Source organism: Ulvibacter litoralis, from assembly GCF_900102055.1.
Taxonomy (GTDB): Bacteria; Bacteroidota; Bacteroidia; order Flavobacteriales; family Flavobacteriaceae; genus Ulvibacter; species Ulvibacter litoralis.
The window spans coordinates 60,289-84,250 of record NZ_FNBA01000007.1; the positions used below are offsets into that span (position 1 = coordinate 60,289).

Genomic DNA, 23,962 nt, shown 5'->3' on the forward strand with positions numbered 1-23,962 from the left:
AGTAACTTTTTATTCAAAAAAAATAAAAAAACAGGATTAAAAATAGTCGAAAAAAGCAAGCCGAAACTCTATTAAACAAAGGAAGATTAAACTTCCGAAAAATCACAAAAACATCGATTAAAGTTAAAATAAACAGCCAAAACACCTGTTTTAAGCAAAATATACGTATTTACACGTAGTCAAGTTTCAGAAAATTAATATATATTCGCCAACTCTAACCTCATACATTTGATTTTAACTATTCTGTTTTATATGAATTCATATAAAACGAATTTGATGAGCCCAAACATTAAAATAAATGATATGATGCTTTACACCTATTTTTTATCACTTAATACTTTCTTTTAAGTAAAATCCTATTGATTATACTTACTAAGAGAGCAACCATAATGCGTAAAATTTTAACTAAACATAATTATTAACAACCCCTAATCTAACTAACCAAAATTTAAGTTTTATGAAAAAAATTACATTAACCCTCATAATAATGCTATTCACGGCATTAGGGTTTTCACAAACAACATTTAATTACACCGGATCGGTCCAGACCTACACAGTCCCCGCAGGAGTAACAGAAATTAACATCGAAGCGTATGGAGCTCAAGGAGAAGACAATGCAACAGCTAGTGGAGGACTTGGTGGTTTTATAAGTGGTGATTTAAGTGTAACACCTGGAGAAGTACTATCAATTTATGTCGGAGGCCAAGATGGTTTTAATGGAGGAGGAACTGAAGGAACAGGTAGTGCTATGCCTGGTTATAATGGTGTAAATGGCGGTGGAGCATCAGATGTTCGCCAAAATGGTACCTCATTAACAGATCGAATAATCGTTGCTGGTGGTGGTGGTGGTGCCGGTAGAGGTGATTGTTCAAATAATAACGGCGGCGGTGGCGGTTATCCTGGTGGACTAGGAGGAAATTCATCAAACGAACCAACAAATACTGGGGGAACTGGTACCAGTACTGCAGGTGGAGATAGCGGTGCTGGATCCTGTACAGGTGATTGCGCTTGCTCACCTGGCGGCGGCGGCGGCGGCGGCGGCGACGGCGGTGGAGCTGGTGGAGGTTATGGTATTTCAGGAGGTACAATAGCATTAGGAGGCACCAGTGGTGCATGTGGTGGCAATGGAGATGATACTGTTGGCGGACTGGGTAGTGGTGGCTTCGGCGGTTGTTTTGGTAATGGAGGTGATGGAGGAAACACTACAAACGGCGGTGGTGCTGGCGGCGGTGGCGGCTGGTATGGCGGCGGAGCTGGAGGTGGAAACTGGGCCTCTGGTGGCGGTGGTGGATCATCCTATATCCTACCTAGTGCTTCAAACTTGGCTTCAACTAATAATTCTAATCCGGGTAATGGAGTAATTACAATCACTCCTTTATGTACAGGTTTAACAATAACAACAACTCCTAGCGAGAACGTTTGTCCAGGGACACAAGTAACTATTACGGGAGTTTCTTCTAATGGAGGAATAGTAACCTGGGATAACGGTATTACCAATGGCGTTGCTTTTACGGCAACAACTACGACTACCTATACGTCTTCTAGTACAGCACCTAACGATTGTGTAGCAACGGTTACAATTACAGTAGAGGATACTGAAGACCCAATTATTACTTGTGTTGCTGATGATACTCGCGATACTGATGCAGGCGTATGTGAATACACTGTCGTTGGAACTGAATTTGATGCAACTTTCACAGACAATTGTACAAACGGAAGCATTACAAACGACTTAAACGGAACGGCTACTATTGCTGGTGAAATTCTACCAAAAGGAATCACAACTGTACTTTGGACAGTTAATGATGGAAACGGCCAATCGGCTACGTGTACTACGGTTATTACTGTGGAAGACAACGAAGCTCCAATTGTTACTTGTATCGCTGATGATACTCGTGATACAGATCCAAGCGTTTGTCAATATACTGTTATTGGAACTGAATTTGACGCAACCTTTACAGACAACTGTTCTAGCGGAAGCATTACAAACAACTTGAATGGAACAGCAACCATTGCTGGTGAAATCTTACCAAAAGGAATCACTTCAGTACTTTGGACAGTTAACGATGGAAACGGGCAATCAGACACCTGTACAACAGTGATTACTGTAGAAGACAACGAAGACCCGATTATAACATGTCCTGCACCAATAACAGTAACTAACGATCCTGGAGTTTGTGGTGCTGTCGTAAATTATACAGCGCCAGTTGTTACAGATAATTGTGCTAGCGGAACACTAGGTCTTGAAACATTTTCATTCACAGGAAGTGAACAACAATTTATTGTACCTCCCGGTATTACTGAAATTCATGCTCAAGTTTATGGTGCTCAAGGAGGTGCTAACTGGGTTAACAATGTTAATTTTGGAGGTTTGGTAGAAGCCGACATTCCTGTAACACCAGGTCAAATATTATACATCTATGTTGGTGAACAGCCTAGTACACATATAGGTGGCTTCAATGGTGGTGGAGCTGGAGAAGGCGGTGGTATTGGAGGCGGTGGCGCGTCTGATATTCGTATTGGTGGCAATTCAATCACAGATCGAGTTATCGTTGGTGGTGGTGCTGGTGGTGCTGGATACTGGAGCGGTCAACACATCGTTGGTGGTTTAGGAGGAGATCTAGTTGGAGGTCCAGGATATAGAGATACACCTACAAATCCTGGAGGTGATCCTGGAACACAAACAGAAAGTGGAAATGGTACTTGTACATCTTTTGACAATCCTATTGTATCAGGTGGTTTAGGATTTGGAGGCTCATCTATTGGCTGTGGTTGCGAAGGCTATGGTGGCGGTGGCGGTTATTATGGTGGTGCTGGAAGTGGTAACTGTCGAGGTGGCGGTGGCGGTAGTAGCTATACAGCTCCTACAGCAACAAATGTGACGCACACACAAGGAGTACGAAGCGGACATGGAGAAGTTATTATCTCTTATGGCGCAACTGTTCTACCTATACAAACAGCAGGTTTACCTTCAGGCTCAGTATTCCCTATAGGAACTACAACGAATACGTTTGAAGTAACTGATCCGTCAGGAAATACAGCATCCTGTAGTTTTGATGTAACCGTAGAAGACAACGAAGCGCCAGTAATTTCCTGCGTGGCTGACGATACACGTGATACCGATGCAGGTGTATGTGAATACACAGTTGTTGGAACTGAATTTGACGCTACTTTTACAGATAATTGTACAAGCGGAACTATTACAAACGACTTAAACGGAACAGCTACTGTTGCTGGAGAAGCACTTCCAATTGGTATAAACACCATTATTTGGACGGTTAACGACGGAAATGGTCAATCGGCTACGTGTACTACCGTTATTACTGTGGAAGATAACGAAGCTCCGATCATTACTTGTATTGCGGATACTACTCGTAACACAGATACAGGAGTTTGTCAATACACGGTTGTTGGAACTGAATTCGATGCAACCTTTACAGACAATTGTACCAGCGGAAGCATTACAAACGACTTAAACGGAACAGCTACTGTTGCTGGTGAAGTTCTTCCTATTGGAATTACAACTGTTGTTTGGACAGTTAATGATGGTAACGGTCAATCGGCTACATGTACTACGGTTATTACTGTGGAAGATAACGAAGCTCCGATCATTACTTGTATTGCGGATACTACTCGTAACACAGATACAGGAGTTTGTCAATACACTGTCGTTGGAACTGAATTTGACGCTACTTTTACAGATAATTGTACTAGCGGAAGCATTACAAACGACTTGAACGGAACAGCAACCATTGCTGGAGAAGTATTACCAAAAGGTGTTACTACGGTTCTTTGGACTGTAAATGATGGAAACGGACAATCGGCTACGTGTACTACCCTGATTACTGTGGAAGACAACGAAGCTCCTATTATCTCTTGTGTTGCTAACGATACACGTGATACAGATGCGGGTGAATGTCAATACACTGTCGTTGGAACTGAATTCGATGCTACTTTTACAGACAATTGTACAAGCGGAACTATTACAAACGACTTGAACGGAACAGCAACTATTGCAGGAGAAATTCTTGCAACGGGAGTTACCACGGTAGTTTGGACAGTAAACGACGGAAACGGTCAATCGGCTACCTGTACTACCCTAATTACTGTAGAAGATAATGAAGCTCCTTTAATTGCTTGTTCAGCAGATCTTTCTGCCAATACAGATTTAGGAATGTGTTCTGCTGTAGTTATATTCGCAGACGCTATTGCACTTGATAATTGTGGAATTGCTTCCATCGTTCAAACAGGTGGTGACCCAAGTGGAACTGCTTTCCCTGTGGGCGTAAGTACGATTGAATATACAGCAACTGATATCCATGGAAATGTTTCAGTATGTAGTTTCAATATTACAGTAACGGATAACGAAGCGCCTATCACAGTATGTCAGGATATCACAATTCAATTAGACGCAACAGGAACTGCAACGATTGTTGCTTCAGACGTGGATGGTGGAAGTACTGATAACTGCGGAATCGCAAGTACTACAATTGATATGGACACCTTCGATTGTAGCAATGTAGGTCCAAATAATGTGACCTTAACTGTTACTGATGTAAATGGAAATGTTTCAAATTGTATCGCTATTGTAACTGTTGAAGATATAACTACTCCTGTAGTAGTTTGTCAAGACATTACCGTACAATTAGATCCAACAGGAACGGTAACAATTACTGGAACTGATATTGATGACGGAAGTACTGATGCCTGCGGAATTGCAAGCTACGACTTAGACATCGATACTTTCGATTGTTCGAATGTAGGCCCTAACACAGTAGTTTTAACAGTAACTGATGTTAACGGAAACTCTGAAACCTGTACGGCAACAGTAACTGTTGAAGACAATACATTACCAGAACTTGTGTGTATGGATATCACGCTTGAATTAGGAGCAGATGGTACTGTTACCATTACACCAAGTGATGTAATCGCCAGCAATACTGATGCCTGCGGAATCGCAACAACTGCTGTTGATATCACAGACTTTGATTGTAGTGATATTGGAACCCCTGTAACGGTACAGGTATTCAGTGAGGATGCAAACGGAAACTTAGCAACTTGTTTTGCTACGGTAACAGTTGTTGATGCATTCGCACCAGAAATTACATGTCCAGCAGATCAAACAGTAGATCCAGGAGCAGGAAACTTATTTTACGAAGTGCCTGATTACTTTGCTACAGGTGAAGCGACTGTAACTGACAATTGTACAGATCCAGTAACAATCACAACCCAAGATCCTGCGCCAGGTACATTACTACCCGATGGAACATACACTATTACACTAACAGCAACCGATGAATATGGAAACATTGGTACCTGTTCATTCGAATTAACTGTTGAAAGTGTATTAGGTGTAAACGACATCGAATTAGAAATTGCTAATGTGAGCCTATACCCTAACCCAGCGAAGGAATATGTAATTCTAAGCAACCCTCAAGCTATTGCGTTGGAGCAAGCAGATATCTATGATATGAGAGGACGCTTCATAGCAAGCATCGACCTTAGAACTATGGGAACTGAAAAGCAAATTGATATTTCTACCCTTGCAAGTGCTACCTACACCGTGATTATTAAATACGATCAAGGACAAACAAGTAGAAGGCTCTTAAAAGAATAGTCTTAAAATTAGTTAAAATTAAAACCCCTTCGTCTGAAATCTCAGATTTGAAGGGGTTTTTCATTTAAATGATTTACTTTTGAAACTTATAAAATTGCACAAACTCAAACATTATTTGATGAAGAAAATTATTCTATTATTAGTACTTATAGTAGCTGCTACAGCTTGTAACGAAACAAAGAAAAACACCGAAGAAAAAGCAATTCCCGTAGAAAAAGACAACGGAATTGGTGACGGAGCAGTATCACTTTCAGATGCTTTTGCACAAGGCATTGAAAAGGCTCACAACAAAGAAGGTTATACTTCAAAAAAGGCTATCTCTTACGACCTATTATTACACTTTAACGGAAAACTTAGATTGGATGTAAAAGTGACTTCATTAACAAACTCTTCTAAGATAAGATATGATTTTAAAGACGGAAGCAGTATCATTTACGACGGAAGTGAAGTATACCTCTCTCCTGCTAATAAAGAACTTAAAAGCGCTCGTTTCGATATTTTCACTTGGTCTTATTTTATGTCAATGCCATTTAAACTAACCGACCCTGGAACTCAGTGGAGTGGTTTTGAGCAAAAAATGATCAACGAAGAAGAAGTTTCAAGAGCAAAATTATCGTTCAAAAGTGATGTTGGAGATACTTCAGACGATTGGTATATGGTATATACAGATCCTGAAACAAACTTACTTAACTATGCAGCTTATATCGTAACCTTCGGAAAAACAGTTGAAAAAGCAGAAGCAGCACCGCACGCCATCGCATACACAAACTACACCGTTGTAGATGGAGTTGCAATCGCAGATATGTGGGATTTCTACAACTGGAGCGACGAAAAAGAATTGTACGGTGATAGCATCGGAAATGCAACCCTTACAAACATCACCTTTTTAGATGATGCAGACTTTACGGTTCCTGCAGATTCAAAAATAGTAGAAGCTCCTAAACAAGACTAATTAACATGAATTTTCCCTGGCATCAATATCTTATCGGCCTACTATTTGTAATTGCCGGCGCAAACCATTTTAGGAAACCTAAATTATACGAACGCATTATGCCGCCGTATATTCCTGCAAAAGGAACCATGGTGATGCTTAGCGGAATTGCAGAAATGATTTTAGGATTTATGATTCTAAGTCCAGGAACCCAAAGTTTAGCCGCTTGGGGAATTATAGCAATCCTCATTGTATTTATTCCTGTTCATGTCTATATGCTACAAAATGAAGAAGCTGCAATGAAACTGCCAAAATGGGTTTTAATCGCTAGAATTCCATTGCAGTTTGTATTAATGTTTTGGGCGTATCAATATGTTTAAACATGAATTTATTTGCTTCTGAAGAACATAAAACACCTTTACAATTACCTATCAAAGACGGAACTGTGTTATACATTCCGTCTTTTTTTTCTTCGGAAAAAGCTTCAGAATATTTTACGCGTCTAACAACTGAAACTCCTTGGCAACAAGACAGTATTACACTCTTCGGAAAAACACACCCGCAACCCAGACTCACCGCCTTATACGGAAACAACAGTAAGCCCTACTCCTATTCTGGCATCACCATGCTTCCGAAGCAATTCACACCTACGCTAAAAGAAATAAAGTGCGACGTTGAAAAATTTTCCGAAGTAAACTTCACGACAGTTTTGCTTAACTTATACAGAAATGGAAGTGATAGCAATGGTTGGCACAGCGATAATGAAAAAGAATTGGGCACAAACCCAGTGATTGCATCGGTTAGTTTTGGAGCGCCTAGAATGTTCCATTTAAAACACAAAACAGACAAAGCACTAAAACATAAAATCATTCTAGAGCACGGAAGTTTACTACTTATGAAAGGTGCAACACAAGAAAACTGGTTGCATCAAATTCCGAAGACAACGAAAAGAGTTGCCCCTAGAATTAACCTAACGTTCCGAATTGTATATTAAAATAGCGGAGATTATCCGAAAATATCGTTGAGCAATACTGCCAAACGAATTCCTCCTTTTTGAAGTTGCGAACGAAAAACAGACGTATAATCGTACATATAACGGTAGCCTAACTTATCGCCTATTTCAGCATTTGCATAAATTTCTTTGCACAACGTTCTACTCTCATTCATCCAATCGATAACCGTTCCTTTTTCAACCTCAGCCAATTGATACGAAGAAAGTGGATCGGCAGAAGCAGCAAGTTCGGTATACGACATTCCGTAATCTTCAATCATTTTAGTATCCCAAACCGAATGTAAATTGGTGCCGTCGTTAAACCAACGAACTTGAAAATCGTTTCCTCCTTTATCATCAGCAATTCCAACATGCAAAGGCTGGTGTAAATCTCCCACAAAGTGAACCAACATTTTTAAATGAAATATTTTATCTTCTTTCGAAGCTTTTTCATCTTTAAGAACGGCAACACAAGTTGCAATTCCAGTAATTAAATCGCCTTTTTCACTTTTAGGATGCGCCTCGTACGAGCTGTCAAAAGGGTAATTTACATAATGCCACGGACTGTAACTTCTATACGCCTGATCACTTTTTATATCGTCTCCGTGATTAGAAACAAAGGCCAACGTATGCCCGTTTAGTAGCGCATTAATTTTACGTTCTGCTTTTTTGGAAAGATGTTTTTGTGCGATTTCGCCTGTGGTTCTATGCCCTTTTTTACCCCAATCATTTGATGCTGAAACAGATTGTACTCCTAAAAAAAGGACGAATACTAAAAGCTGAAATTTTCTCATAACAAAAACATTTTTCACAAAGATAACAATCTAAAAGTACAGAGATTGAAAATTTTATTCGGAATTTCAAAAAAATAAACGATATTTGTTTAATATCATTTTAATATCATTTTAAATCATACATATATGTCAAACGAAAAATCAATCCTTCCAGCAAACGGCTATGTGATGCTGGTTCTATTAATGGTACTACTTATCGGAAGTGTTTTCGGACTCATTACCACCAAAAACAATTGGTTTATAGCTTCTTTCTTTCTAACCATAATTATAATGATACCCGGTTTTGTATTGGTAAACCCTAATGGTTCTCGTGTTTTATTGCTCTTCGGAAAGTACATCGGAACCATTAAAAGCAATGGTTTATATTGGGTGAATCCGTTGTTTGTAAAGAAAAAAATATCATTACGTGCGAGAAACTTTGACAGCGAACGACTGAAGGTAAACGACAAATTAGGAAACCCAATCATTATTAGTACCATCTTAGTGTGGAGAGTAAGAGACACTCATAAAGCCGCTTTTGATGTAGATGATTACGAAAATTTTGTGCGTATACAGACTGATGCAGCGGTTAGAGAGTTGGCTAGCAAGTATCCGTATGACAATTTTGCCGATGAAGGTTTAGACGAAGACATCACTCTGCGCTCGAGCATGACCGAAGTAAATGAAGCCTTAGAAAAAGAATTGGAAGACCGTCTTGCCATCGCAGGTATCGAAGTACTCGAATCTAGAATTGGGTATTTAGCGTATTCAAACGAAATTGCTAGTGCTATGCTAAAAAGACAACAAGCAACTGCTATTGTAGCGGCACGACACAAAATTGTAGAAGGTGCTGTTAGCATGGTAGAGATGGCCTTAAACCAATTGAGTAAAAAGAATATTGTAGATTTGGACGAAGATAAAAAAGCGGCTATGGTTAGCAACTTAATGGTTATATTATGTAGCGACAAAGATGCGACACCCGTAGTAAATGCTGGAACTTTAAACACTTAAAGCTCGAAATGCAATATTGGCATTTAAATTGTGTTTAATGGAAGTATTGTTTCAGAAAAAACAAAGAAACAAACCACAAACACATAAATTTTAGACCTATGAAATTACATTGGATTTATATTTTCTTGTTATGCTTCGGAAGTAGTTTTGCACAAAGTAAAAAGTACAATGCTATCGACATTAGCGTTTCTCCGCTTATTGATGGAACATTACTAAGACCAACCTCTTCTGAAAAAATGCCGTTGGCTATTTTAATTGGAGGCTCAGGTCCTGTGGACAGAAATGGAAATCAGCAAATGATTGAAAACAATGCCATTCGATTTTTAGCTGAAGGGTTATATGAAGCAGGAATCGCTTCGTATCGATACGACAAACGCATTGTGAAGCAAATGAAAAACAAAACGATTAATGAGAAAGAAATACGTTTTGACGATTTTATTAAAGATGCTTCAAAAATTATCGCTTATTTTAAAAAAGGGAATGAATTTTCAAAAATATACATCATAGGTCATAGTCAAGGCTCTCTTGCAGGTATGGTCGCAGCGCAAGATGGCGTAAATGGATTTGTATCCATCGCAGGTGCGGGACAACCTATAGACGATGTTATTGTTACACAATTATCACAACAAGCTCCAGGGCTTCAAGAAAGCGCCCGATTGGCTTTTGATGATTTGCGAGTTAATGGAGTTGCTGTTAATTACAGTCCTGGACTGTCGTCTATTTTCAGAAAAGACATACAGCCGTTTATAAGAAGTTGGATGCTATATGACCCTATGACTGAAATTTCAAAATTGGAAATGCCTATATTAATCATAAATGGCGACAAAGACCTACAGGTTAGTGTCTCGGAAGCAGAAAAATTACACAAAGCAAAACCGGGAGCAGAATACCTGATCATCCCTCAAATGAACCACATCTTCAAAAAGATTGAAGGTAATGATATGGAAAATGGTAAATCGTACAATCAATATAACATTCCTGTAATGCCCGAATTAATTGATGCGATAAGCACGTTTATTAAGAAGTAATTCTATGAGTAAGAAAAAAGCATTCGCACTTCGTGTAAATGAAGATATGATGAAAGCCATTGAAAAATGGGCTGCCGATGAGTTTCGCAGCACCAATGGCCAAATTGAATGGATGCTTAATGAAGTATTAAAAAAGGAAGGAAGACTGCCTAAAAAGAAATAAATTGTATTTTGCAGAAAAACCATCGCTATGCAAGATACCGCTTCAGAAATAATTAAAGATACGACGCCTCTATTTACCAATGACACTATTGTTTTTGGGGTTTTAATGGTTGCTTTAGGACTTATATTTTTTACATCTTCAAAAAAAGAAGGTTTCTGGAGTAAGTTCTACGCTATTGTACCTGCTTTATTTATCGCGTATTTTATTCCTGCAGTACTTACTACATTTGGAATTATTGCGCCAGATTGGACCACTGTTTCTGAAACTGGAGAAGCTACAAAACACAGTTCGAGCTTATACTATATGTCGAGTCGGTATTTATTACCCGCCGCGCTTGTATTAATGACACTCAGCATCGATTTAAAAGCAGTATTTAATCTAGGTCCGAAAGCACTTATCATGTTTCTAACGGGTACTGCTGGTATCATCATTGGTGGTCCCGTCGCTGTATTACTAATTGGAACCTTTTCACCAGAAACTATTGGTGGTGAAGGAGCCGATGCTGTATGGAGAGGACTCTCAACACTAGCAGGAAGCTGGATTGGTGGTGGTGCCAACCAAACTGCCATGTTGGAAATTTATGGATACAACCAAAAACTATATGGCGGAATGGTATTCGTAGATATCGTTGTCGCGAATATTTGGATGGCTATTATTTTAATTGGAATTGGAAAGTCGGCAAAAATAGATAAATGGTTAGGTGCCGACACAAGTGCTATTGAAGCCTTGAAAGAAAAAGTATCGACCTATTCTAAAAAAGTAGATCGTAATCCGACCTTGGCCGATTTAATGATTTTAGCTGCAATTGCATTTGGTACTGTGAGTTTTGCACATTTTGGCGCAGGTTATTTAAGTCAAGTATTCGAATCATTTGTAGAAGGTCTTTCACCTGGTATTACTCGCAACATGTTTACGTTTTTAACGTCTAGTTTTTTCTGGATGATTTCGTTAACAACTATTGTTGGAATTATCCTATCCTACACCAAAGCTAGAAGCTATGAAGGCGCTGGTGCTAGTAAATTTGGAAGCGTTTTTATTTACATTCTCGTTGCCAGTATTGGAATGAAAATGGATCTAACTTTAATTTTCGAAAACAAAGGATTAATTGTCGTTGGATTAGTTTGGATGCTTATTCACGCTGTATTATTAATTGTGGTTGCAAAAATTATTAAAGCACCGTATTTCTTTTTAGCTGTAGGAAGTCAGGCCAATGTTGGTGGCGCTGCCTCTGCCCCTATTGTAGCTTCTGCTTTTCATCCATCTTTAGCCACAGTAGGCGTATTGCTTGCTGTTTTTGGATATGCCGTTGGAACTTTGGGAGCTGTTGCTTGTACTGCTTTAATGCAATTGGCTGCAGTAGCTCATTAAATTTGTAAAATTCAATAGTCAATTTCTTAAAAAAATAGCATCTTTGCTCGCTTAAAATAAGACTCCAAAATGAAATACCTTTTTTCCTTACTTACTATTTTTTTCTTAGTTGTTAGCTGCTCGAAAAGCGATAAAGAAATGCACCTTACAGGACATGTAAAAGGATTAAAAAAAGGAACACTGTTGCTTCAGAAATTTGAAGACACCATATTAACGACCGTAGATTCAGTTCAAGTTAACGGTGACTCTAGCTTTGAATTTTCCGAAGAAATAAACAGCCCAGAGATTTACTACCTATACCTTAGATTGAAAGACGGTACTTTAATTGATGATCGTATTACTTTTTTTGCTGAACCCAGCGAAATTACAATCAACACGACATTGAAGAGTTTTGAACTTGACGCAAAAATTACAGGTTCAAAAAATGAAGACGCTTTAAATGACTATAAAAAGTTAATGAAAAGGTATTCAGACAAAAACTTAGACCATATTGAAAGCGGACTTAAAGCATTACAAGAAGGAAATGATTCGTTAGTAAGTGCTATAGAAGGACAAAGAAGCAGCTTAAAAGCAAGTAAATACTTTATGACAGTGAACTTTGCCATAAACCACAAAGAATACGAATTAGCGCCTTATTTAGCGCTTACAGAAATTTACGATGCAAATCCTAAATATCTGGATACCGTGTATAACACACTTACTCCAAAAATAAAAGACTCTAAATACGGTACCGCATTAGAGTCTTATATTAAAGAGGTAAAGAAAGAAAAGAATTAACTTAATCCGTTAATTTTTTCGATCAATTTTCTACCTTTTTCTTCTAGATCAGCATTGATAGCTTTAAAATGTTGTTTTTTGTTTTCAACATTTTTATCGTTTACTTTAGCGATAAGCTCATCAAAAGTTGTAATTGCTTCGTCAATGATTGCTTCAGCTTTTTTATTGTCTTTACTTGGATTTGTTAACTCCCAGATATACACCGCTTCGATAATATCTCCTAATACGTAATTAATATCTTTTTTTAAGTCGCGTACGTTTGCCATAATAATTTAAATTTTGTGCAAAAATACTACTTTCGAGTGTATTAAGGGATATAAACTTCTAAAATAGTTGCGGATGACGTTTTAATGGTAATTTCTGAGGTAGATGCAGGGATGAGCAGTGTTTCCCCTTTTTTAATTTCTTCGGAAGTGTTTTTAGTTACGACAGTTGCAGCACCTTCTACACACATATATACTACAAATGAGTCTAGTGCGACAACATTTCTAGTGAAGTTTTTTGTTAGCGTTAGCTTATTCGTTTTAAAAAAAGGTGTGGTACACAATGGAAGGGGTTCGTTTTCGACTTCCGTATAGGTTAATTTCGCATTAGTTTCTTCAAAGGTAATTGCATCTATTGCCAATTCGTTATGAAGCTCACGTAATTCGCCATTAATGTCTGGACGGTTCCAATCGTAAATACGATACGTAATATCTGAAGTTTGTTGAATTTCGGCTATCACAACCCCCGCTCCAATAGCGTGTACGACTCCTGGAGTTATAAAAAAGGAATCTCCTTTTTGTACTTTTTCAGAATGCAGTATCTCTGTGATTTTATTTTCTGAAAGATGCCTCAAATACGTTTCTGCGTCCATCTTTTCTGAAAATCCTAAGATAATACGAGCATCATCATCAGCATCTAGAACATACCACATTTCTGTCTTTCCGAAGGAATTATGACGTTTTTTAGCCAAAGCATCGTTTGGATGCAACTGTACTGAAAGGTCTTGATCTGCATCTATAAACTTAAACAAAAGTGGAAATGTAGCGCCGAAGGTTTTGTAAACCTTTTTTCCAACCAATGCTTCTTTATACGTTTCTAAAAGAGAAACTAACGATACCCCTTTAAAAGTTCCATTAACAACTACCGAAATATCGCCTTCTACCCCTGAAACTTCCCAACTCTCGCCCGTATTTTCAGCAAGTTCTTTTCCAAACAAACGAGACAATTTGGTTCCACCCCATACCTTTTCTTTCAGGATGGGAATAAATTTTAAGGGATATAATTCGGGTTTCTTTTTCAATAGTATTTTTTAAACGAAAATTTCAGTGCTACTTTTCAGAGTTATTAACCTGTATATACTACAAAATTACGCGGTGTTTCGTATAGTTTTACTGAAATTTGATATTTTGATTGCAAACGAGTATTCAGTTTATTCCAAATCACGATTGCAATATTCTCCACGGTTGGATTTAGATCTTTAAATTCTAAAACTTCAACATTTAAGTTTTTATGATCGAAAGGAGTTAATATTTCCTCCTCAATAATAGTTTTCAATATTTTTAAATCGATAAGAAAACCTGTTTCAGGATCCATTGTTCCAGTAAGTCCTACTTCTAAATCGTAGTTATGTCCGTGGTAATGAGGATTGCTACATTTGCCAAAAACTTCAAAATTTTTAGCATCACTCCATTCTTTTTTATACAAACGGTGTGCAGCATTAAAATGTGCTTTGCGATAAATAGTTAAGCTCATACAGATAAGTGTTTTTGAAATTTGTCGAAAATAATCTTAAACCAAGCTGTATAAATCTCAGGTTGTGCTTCGATATCTTTTTTTACCTCTTCTAATGGCATCCACTTCCAAGCGGCAACCTCCTCTTCATTGATGAGCGGTGCTTCATTATAATTTCCAAGTAAAATGTGATCAAATTCGTGCTCCGTTAAGCCATTGTCAAAAGGAGCTTTGTAAATAAAAGAGATACTTTGTTTGAGCGGAGTTTCAAACCCCATCTCTTCAAACAAACGACGTTTACCGGCTTCTAATGAGGTTTCTCCATCTCGTTGATGACTACAACAAGTATTGGTCCAAAGTCCTGGAGAATGGTATTTATGCAACGCTCTTTGCTGAAGCATTAACTCATTCTTCTCATTAAAAACAAACACGGAAAAAGCACGATGTAAAAGCCCTTTTTCATGCGCTTCTAACTTAGGCATTAGCCCAATTTGAACGTCGTTTTCATTAACAAGAATTACTTGTTCTTCAGCCATAGTACAATTTTATTTTTCAAAAATACAAAATAGGATCTTGTAAATAAAAAACAAAAGTGTTTCTTCCGAAGTAAAAGTATTAATTATTTGTAACCGTCGAATTAAGGTCCTGAATAATAAACATAGATCGTCTATTTAATTGGTGTTCTTCTTCAGTGCATTCTACGTCATTTCCGCAATGATTCACCAATTGTGTCTCACCATATCCTTTGGCACTTAGTCTAGCTCTTGAAATTCCTTTATCTACCAACCAATTTAATGTAGATTGAGCTCTTCGATCGGAAAGCTTTAAGTTATAACTATCTCTACCTCTTGAATCGGTATGTGACTCAATGCTAATAACCAATTCAGAATACTTGCGCAATGCTGCTAAAATTTTTGCTAACTCAACAGCTGCATCTGGACGTATTTCTGAACGATCATAATCGAAATAAATAGGCTGTAAACTAAGTCGGCACCCTAAGTCGTTAGGAGGACAAATTTCTTTGTGTTTTAATTCTAATGTTACATCTACTACACCACCTTCATCTGGAGTTACTAAGGTTTTCTCATTTGGAAAATAATCCTTTTTAGTTCCTAGTAAAGTATATTTTGTATCACATTCTTTCGTGAAAGTTACGGTTGCATCTTCTCCAACGGTTACTTTCTGAATTACTTGATAATTTTCATCTAAAATTGAAACTTCAGCACCAGGTAATAATTCTTGTGTATCGATATCTCGCACTACGACATTGATTGTCATGACACATTCTTCTACGAATCTAAAAATTTCATCATCGATACTACCTCTTCCTCCATCTACATTTGAAGTATAAAAACCAGTCCCTTCACTTTCCTTGGTAATAAATCCAAAATCATCAAAATTACTATTAATTGGTTCTCCAAAGTTGGTTATTTTACCAAGTTCTCCTTCTTCATCAATAGGAATAATAAATATATCTAAACCTCCAAAACCTCCGTGACCATCACTTGAGAAGTACAGGTTGTTTTTCTCACTAACAAAAGGAAACGTTTCACGAGCTTTCGTATTTACTTTTTCTCCTAAATTCACAGGAGGGCCATACATATTATTTCCTAAAATTTCAACATACCATAAATCAGAACGGCCAAACGTACCAGGCATATCTGAAGCAAAGTAAAGACGTTTTTCGTCCAGACTTAATGCCGGATGGGCTACACTATATTCTTCATCATTAAAAGGTAGCTCTAATACATTAACCCAGTCTCCAGTTTCACTAATGGTCGCTTTATATAACTTAAGGCGCATTGTTCGTTGTCGGTCACTCTTCTTTTTACCATTTGTATAATTATTTCGAGTGAAGTAAACTGTTTTTCCGTTTTTAGAAAAAGAGGTAGATGATTCGTGATAAATGGTATTTACATCTCCTTTTAAAGGAACCGGATCTGATAAATTTCCATACTTATCGATGCTAGCTTCGTACAAATCTAAATAAGGAAGATTGTTCCAGTTGTGCGTTTTAAAGTTTGAAAGATCCTTTGTAGAAGAAGCAAAAACAATTTTATCTTTATAATAAGAAGGTCCAAAATCTGAAAACTTACTATTAACTGATATTTTATTAATTACATATTTAAACGGCTCTACTCCTAAACTTTTAAGGTATTCAGGGTCATTTTCAAAAACTTGCACTACCCGTTCTTCTCCACCTAATGCAACGTATTTTTCCATTAACACATCAGAATCGGCATAATTGCTAATACTTTTTAGGGCTTGTGCTGCTCTATAATAATATTCTGTATCTACATCGTTTGGGTAGGTATCTAATAATCGAGTATACCATTTTGATGCATTGGTATAATCACTATTATAATAGTAGGTATCTCCTAATTTTTTAAAAATTTCTGCGGAATGATAGCCGTCTTCGACAACCATAAGATAGATATCTCGAGCATCTATAAAGTCATATTTATCATATTCTTTATTGGCTTTTCGAACGTCACCATTTTGAGCATTCAAAAGCTGAATACAGAAAAGAAATATTCCAAAAAAAATAGTTTTTCTACCGAAACTCTTTATAGTAATCATACTTTACTTTTTAATTATAACTAATTCTTTTCAGAATTAAAAAACATTAGATAGTCTGTTCATATTAAGAAACATACCGTAATCAATGTAGATTCTTAAATTAAACTATACGTAAAAAATTTGTGGGGAAGAGTTGCATTCAAACAAGGTGTTATGCCTGTTAAAGATAAAACCGAAGTAAAGATACACAAGTATTTTAGTATCTAAATCGACTAAAGTAGGAATTAGATTAAAACCCTAAATATTCGATAAAACACCTTTTTCAACGTTAAAATTTAAAAAAAAGCGCCCAGTTGAAAAATTGAGCGCTTTTTATTTATTGGTTAGCGTACTATCAGTTTTGTATAATAAACATAGAACGTCTATTCATTTGATGTTCTTTTTCAGAACATTTTACTCCATCACTACACGTAGGATTATTTCTTTGTTCTTCCGTACAGTCGTAAGTTCCAATTTTCTTTCCACATTCATCAAACACTAAACAACGATCTAAAAGTTGACTTTCACCATATCCTTTAGCTGTTAATCGCGATGGACTAATTCCTTTATTTACAAGCCAGTTTAAAGTAGCTTGAGCACGTTTTTCAGACAATCTATTGTTGTATGAATTTGTCGCTCTAGAATCTGTATGAGATTCTATATGAATATTCAATTGTGGATAATCTCTTAACGCAACATATATTTTTGCTAGTTCAATTTCGGCATCTGGGCGAATGTTGTATCTATCAAAATCAAAGAATATTGGTTGTAAGCATAAACGACATCCTAAATCATTAGGAGGACAAGGTCCTCTTAAAGGAAGAGGTACTTCAATGTTTCCAGTTTTATCAGGTGTTTCTACTAACTTTTCATTAGGCGAATAGGTTTCTTTTGTAGCACGGACTGAATATTGTGAGCTACATTCTGCATCAAAATGATAGGCTCCATTTTGGTCAGCTTCCATTGTTGAAATGACCTTATTATTAGCATCTAATAATGTAACTACTGCTCCAGGTAATAATTCTCTAGTATCAACATCGAAAACAATTCCTGAGATTGTAATAACACATTTCTCATAAATTCTATAGATATCATCATCTATACTACCTCTTTCTCCATCTCTATTGGAAGATAAATATCCTAATCCTTTTTCCTCATCTAAAATAAAACCAAAATCATCTTGTGAACTATTTACAGGTTCTCCAAGATTCACAAGCTCACCAGCTTGTCCATTGGCATCTAGTTTTGTGACAAATACATCATAGCCACCAAGTCCTGCTAAACCATCAGTAGCAAAGTATAAGTTTCCTTCTTTACTAATGTATGGAAAAGACTCTCTTGCTTCGGTATTTATTTGATCTCCTAGATTTACAGGAGCACCATAGGTATCGTTTCCTAATACTTCTACATACCAAAGATCTGACATTCCCATAGTACCCGGCATGTCTGATGAAAAGTATAATTTCTTTTCGTCAGGACTTAACGCAGGATGAGCTACAGAATATTCTTTACTATTAAAAGGCAATTCAACTATATTTCCCCAATTACCATCACCATTGTGGGTTGCTTTGTATAGTTTAAGACGAATTGTTTTATTTTCATCTCTTCCTTTTTTACCGTTTATAAAATTATTACGTGTAAAGAAAACGGTTCTTCCATCTTTAGTAAATGATGTGGAAGATTCGTGAAAAGTTGTATTAATTTCTCCACTTAGTGGCTCTGGTTTAGAAAGACGTCCTTCTTCATCCATTGTAGCCATAAATAAATCTAAGAAAGGCTGTTGATTCCATTCATAGATTTTTCCTCCTTCAGTTTTATTTGAAGATGTAGCGTAAACTAATTTATTTCCGTAGAATGAAGGACCGAAGTCTGAATAGTTTGTATTAATAGTGACTTTATCAAGTTCATATCCTTTAGATGCTAGCCCAATGCTTTCAAGGTAATTTGAATCTTTTTTGAAATCTTTAAGCAACAATCCATTCCCTCCTTTGGCGACAAAGCCATCCATCATCTTTTTAGCTTCTTCGTATTTCTTAAGACTTTTTAAAGATTGTGAAGCTCTAAAATAATATTCAGCTTTTGTTTCATCTGGAAACTCCTCAACTAGTCTAGAATACCATTTAGCAGCATTATCATAATCACTGTTCCAGTAATACGTGTCTCCTAGTCTTTGATAAATTTCGGCAGATTTATATCCGTCCTCTATTACTTTAAGATAAATTTCCCTCGCATCAATATATGAGTATCGATCAAACTCTTTATTTGCTTTCGCAATTTGTTTTTTCTGGGGAAAAGCAACACTGGTAATGAAAAGAACCAATGTTAACATTAATATTTTTTGTGAGATTTTATTCATAGTATGCGTTTTTAGAAGAACCTAGGTGTTAATACACGTTCTGGCTTTTTGAACAGTTCAAATCGTAACATAAGCTCATAAGAACCATCACTATATTCCTCAATATCTGTAGATTGATAATCGTAACCAAATCCAATAAAAATTTGTTCAGAAGCTTGGAACCCCAACATTGCACTTAATGCTGCACTCCATCTATACGCTGCTCCTACCGTAAACTTGTCATTTATTAAAAAGTTTGCTGAAGCATCCCATTGAATTGGAGCACCACTTACAGCTTTCACTAAAGTAGCAGGCTTAAACTTTAAATTATCGCTAATATCAAATACATATCCTGCAATTAAGAAATAGTGTAATCTTTCAGCAGCAACTGATGCATTATTTACATTCCCTAAACTACTTTCATCAAAATGTTTTGTAGTTAAAAAGTTAGGGACAGAAAGTCCTGCATAAAACTTATCAGTATTGAAATAAACACCTGCTCCAATTTGAGGTTGCAGTTTATTATCTACATTACTCTGAAATCTAGGATCTGTCTGATCAAAAATATTAAGCTTTGTATAGTCAACATTTAATATATCTAACCCCGCTTTTAAACCAAAAGATAACTCAGATTTATCTGATGTATTGATGGAGTAAGAATAATCTACATTAATATTAGACTCTGTAGCCGGTCCTATTTGATCGTGAACAATTGCCAAACCTAATCCCATATTATCCAAAGCACCAATAGGCGAGCTCATAGTAAACGTCCCCGTTTGAGGCGCTCCTTCAAGGCTAATCCATTGTGTCCGTAATAACAATCCGAAGCTCATAGCATCTCTCGAACCTGCATACGCAGGGTTTACCACTTCGGTGTTATACATATACTGTGTGTATTGGGGATCTTGCTGTGCATTACTTGAAAATGTCCCTAGCAAAATCAAAAGTATAATTGTAAAATAACTGTGTTTCATAGTTACATATTTTAAACCCGGGAGGAAATTTCCTCCCGGAGATTTTTTGATTTTCTATCTATTAATGTATAAGTATCCTGCGTAACTTTCTTTACCAGCTTCTGGATAACTACCTAGCTCACCTGGATTTTGTCCTGTAAACTTAAGTACGTAGTAATACGTTCCTGTTGGTAATAAATCGTCTTCTGCGATTGTTACACGTCCTTCTGAAATTCCTGTAAATACATTCTCTTCATCATTAGATCCTCCATAATTAGTAGTCTCATATACCAATACTCCCCATCTGTTGAATATCTCCATAGTATTATCTGAGTATTTACTAATTTCTTTGATATAGAAGAAATCATTCTTACCGTCACCATCCGGTGTGATACCATTGAATATTTCAAAGTCACCAGGAAGTACGTTTGGTAAGATAGTAATAGTAACATCATCAGGGTCACCATCATTATCTGGATCAACATTCGTAGGATCGTTAGGATCATCAGATTCATCACTAACGTCATTTCCATTAGGATCTTGACCTGTAGCTATAGCTTGATTCAACACCTCCTGTGCATCTATATCATCTTGTGTGACAGTATAAATCGCAGTAAATGTAGTATCATCTGTTTCTCCTGGAGCTAACTCTACTATTGGTCCACCACTAATCACAATTCCTGGTAATGGATCTTCTAATGTAATGTTGTACAATGTAACATTTCCTGTATTTGTAACGCTAAAGATATAAGATATCGTTTCACCTACTTGGGTCGCTCCATCATTATTCTCATCGTTAAACACTCCAGTTTTAGTTACAGACATGTCAGCATTCGAACCACAAGAAACTGTTACTGTAGGATCATCTTCAAAGTTGCTATTATCATCAGATTGATCTATCACAACTGAACCAGATGGCGCAGTTCCGCTAACAGTAGCTTGATTCGTTACACTTCCTGTATCAATATCATCTTGTGTTATTGTGTACACTGCTGTAAATGTAGTTCCATCAGAATCACCCGCTGCAAGAACTATTGGACCACCAACTACAGTTACTAACGGATCAGTAATTGTAATATTAGTTAATGGAACATTACTTAAGTTCGTTACTAAGAAGCTATAAACAATTGTTTCTCCAACATCAAAACAATCATTTCCATTATCATCAGAAAGAGTTCCTGTTTTAATTAAAGCAATTGATATAATTTGACAAACAGGCGTTACTGTTGGATCGTCTTCTAATATACTGTTATCATCAGATAAATCTGAAACTACAACACCATTAGGGTCTGTTCCTTCAACCGTTGCTTGGTTTGTTACACTTCCTGTATCAATATCATCCTGTGTTATTGTGTAAATACCCACAAATGAAGTTGCATCGTTAGTTCCTGGAGCAAGGGTAATTGGCCCTCCTGCAATACTAATTCCTGGAAGATCATCTGTAATATCAATATCAGTTAAGGTTACATTTCCTAAGTTATACACATCAAATGTATATCTTATTGTTTCACCTACATCTGCACAACCATCACCGTTAGTGTCAATTACAGTTCCTACTTTAATCAATGCTATCTCTGCTTCTTGACAAAGATCCGTTACCGTAGGATCATCCTCAAGGATACTATCGTCATCTGAAAGATCAGATACAATTGTTCCACTTGGTTCAGTTCCTTCAACCGTTGCTTGGTTTGTAACACTTCCTGCATCAATATCAGTTTGTGTAATTGGATACGTTCCAACAAATGTAGTTGCATCAGTCTCACCTGGCGCAAGAGTTATTGGACCTCCAACTAATACTAATCCTACCAAGTTATCAGTAATCATAACATCTGTTAAAGTAACGTTTCCTGTATTTACAACTGTAAAGGCATATGTTATAGTCTCATCTACATCTGCACAAGCATCTCCGTTCAAGTCATTGAAAGTACCTTCTTTAATAATTGCGATACTTCCTTCTTGACAAAGATCAGTTACTGTAGGATCATCCTCAAGGATACTATCGTCATCTGAAAGGTCAGATACAATTGTTCCGTTTGGCTCTGCTCCTTCAACCGTTGCTTGGTTTGTTACACTTCCTGCGTCTATATCAGTTTGTGTAATTGGATACGTTCCAACAAATGTAGTTGTATCTGTCTCACCTGGCGCAAGAGTTATTGGTCCTCCAACTAATACTAATCCTACCAAGTTATCAGTAATCATAACATCTGTTAAAGTAACATTTCCTGTATTTACAATTGTAAAGGCATATGTTATTGTCTCATCTACATCTGCACAACCATCTCCGTTCAAGTCATTGAAAGTACCTTCTTTAATGATTGCGATACTTCCTTCTTGACAAAGATCAGTTACTGTGGGATCATCTTCTAACACACTGTTATCATCAGATAAATCTGAAACTACTGTTCCGTCATCATCAGTTCCTTCAACAGTTGCTTGATTCGTTACATTACCCGTATCGATATCAGCCTGTGTTATTGTGTAATCTGCAGTATAAATCCAAGTTTCAGTTTCATCTAAAAGAAGGTTTGCATTGTCATCTCCAGATACAAATACAATAGGTACTACTGGATTTGGTGCTTCTAATAATGGATCTGTTACTATTATTGAACCTAAAGGAACATTTCCTTCATTTGTAACACTGAAAGTGTACGTAATAGTTTCATCTACATCTGCACAACCATCTCCGTTAATATCATTGAAAGCACCTGTTTTAACTAACGCTATACTTGGCGCTGGTGTTTCATTAATTAAGATATAAACTGTAGCTACATCTGTTGCTATTGGACTTCCACTATCAAAAATTTGATATACAAATTGATCAGTTCCTACGAAACCAGGGTTTGGTGTATAGATAAAGTCACCATTAGCTAAAATTACAACTGTACCGCTACTTGGTCCACTAACTGGGCTAATAGTCGTATCTACTTGTTGTGTATGACCTTCTGGATCTGAATCATTTTCTAATATGTTCCCAGTAATATCTGTATCAACTTCACCATAATATGCATCATCATTAGCAACTGTAATGTTTCCATCATCTGGAATCACTTGAATCGTTACTGTTGTTGTATCACATAAAGCTGGTGTTCCATCATCACAAATGGTATACTCAAAAGTATCCTCACCTTGGAATCCAGGGTTTGGTGTGTAAGTATACTCTCCTGTTGTCGGATTGATAACCACTGTACCATTACTTGGATCTGTATTAACAGTTATTATGATTGGATCTCCATCTGGATCAAAATCATTTGATAACACATTTCCGCTTATTGGCACTCCTACCTCTGTAATATTGGTATCTGCATTCGCAACTGGCGGATCGTTACCTATTATAGGATCTCCAACAACTTCGATATACACAATTGCAGTATCACATGCGATTGGGTTTCCACCGTCACATACTTGATATTCAAAAGTATCTTCTCCTACATAATCAAGATTTGGTGTGTATGTATATGTTCCATCTGTGTTAAATACTAACGTACCCTCACTTGGACCATTTACTAATGTGAATACTTCTGTTCCTACTGGACCATCAACATTTAAGTCATTTGTACTTACATCACCATCAACTGGAATATTTACAAACGTATCATTGATATCATCAACAGCTAGAATCTCATTTCCACCTGAATTTGGGTCAATACTAATGTAAACTGTTGCTTCATCACATGCTTGTGGTACTCCATCATCACATACACTGTATACAAACTGATCCGTTCCGCTGTAACCAGCATCTG

18 protein-coding genes are annotated in these 23,962 nt (G+C 36.9%); 9 read left to right on the plus strand and 9 right to left on the minus strand.

From position 1 onward, the window contains the following. Positions 1-457 precede the first annotated feature (457 nt). The 4 genes from BLQ00_RS15650 (at position 458) to BLQ00_RS15665 (ending at position 7,542) form a co-directional block, all read left to right on the plus strand. Positions 458-5,617, plus strand: coding sequence for an HYR domain-containing protein (locus tag BLQ00_RS15650; protein WP_093145261.1), 5,160 nt, complete (start codon positions 458-460; stop codon positions 5,615-5,617). A 118-nt stretch (positions 5,618-5,735) separates the two neighbouring features. Beyond that, complete coding sequence (locus BLQ00_RS15655) at positions 5,736-6,569, plus strand: DUF6503 family protein (RefSeq protein WP_093145262.1); 834 nt, start codon at positions 5,736-5,738, stop codon at positions 6,567-6,569. A gap of 5 nt (positions 6,570-6,574) precedes the next feature. After that, positions 6,575-6,928 carry a DoxX family protein gene (locus BLQ00_RS15660; RefSeq protein WP_093145263.1) on the plus strand — a complete coding sequence of 118 codons (354 nt, stop codon included), beginning with the start codon at positions 6,575-6,577 and terminating at the stop codon, positions 6,926-6,928. Positions 6,929-6,930: 2 nt separating this feature from the next. Beyond that, positions 6,931-7,542, plus strand: a complete 612-nt coding sequence (locus tag BLQ00_RS15665; protein WP_093145264.1) for an alpha-ketoglutarate-dependent dioxygenase AlkB family protein — start codon at positions 6,931-6,933, stop codon at positions 7,540-7,542. An 11-nt stretch (positions 7,543-7,553) separates the two neighbouring features. Here the strand turns inward: BLQ00_RS15665 and BLQ00_RS15670 are convergent, their stop codons facing one another. Next, positions 7,554-8,333: a S1/P1 nuclease gene (locus tag BLQ00_RS15670; RefSeq protein WP_093145265.1), complete on the minus strand. Its 780-nt coding sequence runs from the start codon at positions 8,331-8,333 to the stop codon at positions 7,554-7,556. A 126-nt stretch (positions 8,334-8,459) separates the two neighbouring features. On the opposite strand from BLQ00_RS15670, the gene BLQ00_RS15675 reads away from it, so the two are divergent. The 5 genes from BLQ00_RS15675 (at position 8,460) to BLQ00_RS15695 (ending at position 12,659) form a co-directional block, all read left to right on the plus strand. Further along, positions 8,460-9,323 (plus strand): SPFH domain-containing protein, encoded by an 864-nt coding sequence (locus BLQ00_RS15675; RefSeq protein ID WP_093145266.1) that lies wholly within the window; start codon positions 8,460-8,462, stop codon positions 9,321-9,323. A 98-nt stretch (positions 9,324-9,421) separates the two neighbouring features. Then, a complete protein-coding gene (locus BLQ00_RS15680; RefSeq protein ID WP_093145267.1) occupies positions 9,422-10,351 on the plus strand; it encodes an alpha/beta hydrolase family protein in 930 nt (309 codons plus the stop codon). A gap of 4 nt (positions 10,352-10,355) precedes the next feature. Further along, entirely contained in the window at positions 10,356-10,514 is a 159-nt protein-coding gene (locus BLQ00_RS15685) for a type II toxin-antitoxin system antitoxin (protein WP_093145268.1), read from the plus strand. Positions 10,515-10,541: 27 nt separating this feature from the next. Next, positions 10,542-11,882, plus strand: a complete 1,341-nt coding sequence (locus tag BLQ00_RS15690) for a DUF819 family protein (protein ID WP_175445477.1) — start codon at positions 10,542-10,544, stop codon at positions 11,880-11,882. Positions 11,883-11,951: 69 nt separating this feature from the next. Beyond that, positions 11,952-12,659 (plus strand): DUF4369 domain-containing protein, encoded by a 708-nt coding sequence (locus BLQ00_RS15695; protein ID WP_093145270.1) that lies wholly within the window; start codon positions 11,952-11,954, stop codon positions 12,657-12,659. Here BLQ00_RS15695 and BLQ00_RS15700 read toward each other — a convergent pair. The 8 genes from BLQ00_RS15700 to BLQ00_RS15735 all read right to left on the minus strand — a co-directional run. Next, positions 12,656-12,925 carry a hypothetical protein gene (locus BLQ00_RS15700; RefSeq protein WP_093145271.1) on the minus strand — a complete coding sequence of 90 codons (270 nt, stop codon included), beginning with the start codon at positions 12,923-12,925 and terminating at the stop codon, positions 12,656-12,658. The two genes, BLQ00_RS15695 and BLQ00_RS15700, sit on opposite strands and share 4 nt — an antisense overlap. A gap of 41 nt (positions 12,926-12,966) precedes the next feature. After that, positions 12,967-13,944 (minus strand): type I phosphomannose isomerase catalytic subunit, encoded by a 978-nt coding sequence (locus tag BLQ00_RS15705; protein ID WP_093145272.1) that lies wholly within the window; start codon positions 13,942-13,944, stop codon positions 12,967-12,969. A gap of 44 nt (positions 13,945-13,988) precedes the next feature. Further along, positions 13,989-14,396, minus strand: coding sequence for a 6-pyruvoyl trahydropterin synthase family protein (locus BLQ00_RS15710; protein ID WP_093145273.1), 408 nt, complete (start codon positions 14,394-14,396; stop codon positions 13,989-13,991). Continuing rightward, entirely contained in the window at positions 14,393-14,911 is a 519-nt protein-coding gene (gene idi / locus BLQ00_RS15715; protein ID WP_093145274.1) for an isopentenyl-diphosphate Delta-isomerase, read from the minus strand. The genes BLQ00_RS15710 and idi overlap by 4 nt, the downstream gene beginning before the upstream one ends. Positions 14,912-14,990: 79 nt before the next feature. After that, positions 14,991-16,955, minus strand: coding sequence for an OmpA family protein (locus BLQ00_RS15720; protein WP_093145275.1), 1,965 nt, complete (start codon positions 16,953-16,955; stop codon positions 14,991-14,993). 334 nt (positions 16,956-17,289) lie between these two features. After that, entirely contained in the window at positions 17,290-19,290 is a 2,001-nt protein-coding gene (locus BLQ00_RS15725) for an OmpA family protein (protein ID WP_093145276.1), read from the minus strand. 11 nt (positions 19,291-19,301) lie between these two features. After that, positions 19,302-20,243: a PorP/SprF family type IX secretion system membrane protein gene (locus tag BLQ00_RS15730; RefSeq protein WP_093145277.1), complete on the minus strand. Its 942-nt coding sequence runs from the start codon at positions 20,241-20,243 to the stop codon at positions 19,302-19,304. A gap of 54 nt (positions 20,244-20,297) precedes the next feature. Further along, on the minus strand, positions 20,298-23,962 hold a 3,665-nt coding region (locus BLQ00_RS15735), incomplete at its 5' end, for a DUF7507 domain-containing protein (RefSeq protein ID WP_093145278.1).